Below are 1256 nucleotides of genomic sequence, written 5' to 3' on the forward strand. Positions count from 1 at the left end.
GTTATACCGGGCCATGAATATACTCAATGGCGGTCCTTACCATCACGAATAACGATCTTAATTAAGATCTTGACACCTGGAATCCTGTTCCCGACAACGCCATTTCTACAAATCGTGCGCGAGGGTTCGGTACATCCTGCGTCAGTATCTCACGGATGCGCAATGCAGCCTGCGGATCTTTCGCCACCATATACAAATAACCTCCCCCACCTGCACCCGGCAATTTATATCCCAGTGTGTAGTCCTTAATCTTATTGATAATTTCTTCTACTGCCGGAGGATTAGTACCGCAATCCAGAGCTTGGTTCTGCATCCACGTTTTACCAATCAATGCGCCATAGGTTTCAAAGTCGTTCCTTTGAATGGTTTCTGCCATATCCAATGCATGCGCTTTCATATTTTCCAATATAGCCAAATGCGCAGATGAGTTTAGGAACATGGAACGCACAATCTCTGCCAGGATACCTTTAGCAGTACGTGTAATTCCCGTATAATATAATAGGTGGCAGTCACGATATTCAGGATGCGTAAAGAGATGTTCAGGCAACCAGTGTATTAACGGATTCTGTACAAACCCGGTTTCTGTTTGCAACAGTTTGATGCCTTGTAACACTCCGCCATACTGATCTTGCCAACCACCGCCCGTTGTTAGTAACTGTTCCAAAGCAAGTGTACGACGGCATATTTCATTCTTATCCCACATCAAGCCACAGAAATCGCTCAAAGAGCCTAAAACCGTAGAAGCTAATATAGAACTGGTTCCCAAGCCCGAGCCTGCAGGAATAGCAGACAATAAAGTAATCTCTATACCTGTGCCGAATGCCTGCAACTGTTTCTCCAACGAAGGATAAACCACTTCTGAAAACGCCGGACCAAAACCAGCCAATGTCAACGCTGCTTTCGGAATAGAGAAAGGAGAACCTATCTTACAGTAATCCTGCAATTCCTCGAAAGTATTCACTACTTCCATCGCTCCCATATCAATAGAACGCAACACAACGCGATACTCTTTGCAAGGTTTCACATAAACCTGCAAAGGAGGTTGTCCATTCAGTTCAATCGCCAGATTCACTACATTCCCACCAGCAAAAAGAGAATATGGCGGAGTATCCGTCCAACCACCTGCAACATCAATACGTACGGGACTGCGCCCCCAAACAATCTGATCGCTGTATACATTCAGATATGGGCTGCTTTTCTTTTCATATAAATCAGAAAGTAATCCTTCGCGCAGTAATCCGAAAGCCTCTTTTTCA

At 44.7% G+C, this 1256-nt stretch carries 1 protein-coding gene; it reads right to left on the reverse strand.

Annotated features, from left to right (window positions below; all coding sequences use genetic code 11):
- Positions 1-61 precede the first annotated feature (61 nt).
- On the reverse strand, positions 62-1256 hold a 1195-nt coding region (locus tag BACCELL_RS25390), incomplete at its 5' end, for a bifunctional fucokinase/fucose-1-phosphate guanylyltransferase (protein WP_007215050.1).

The organism is Bacteroides cellulosilyticus DSM 14838, assembly GCF_000158035.1.
Classification (GTDB): domain Bacteria; phylum Bacteroidota; class Bacteroidia; order Bacteroidales; family Bacteroidaceae; genus Bacteroides; species Bacteroides cellulosilyticus.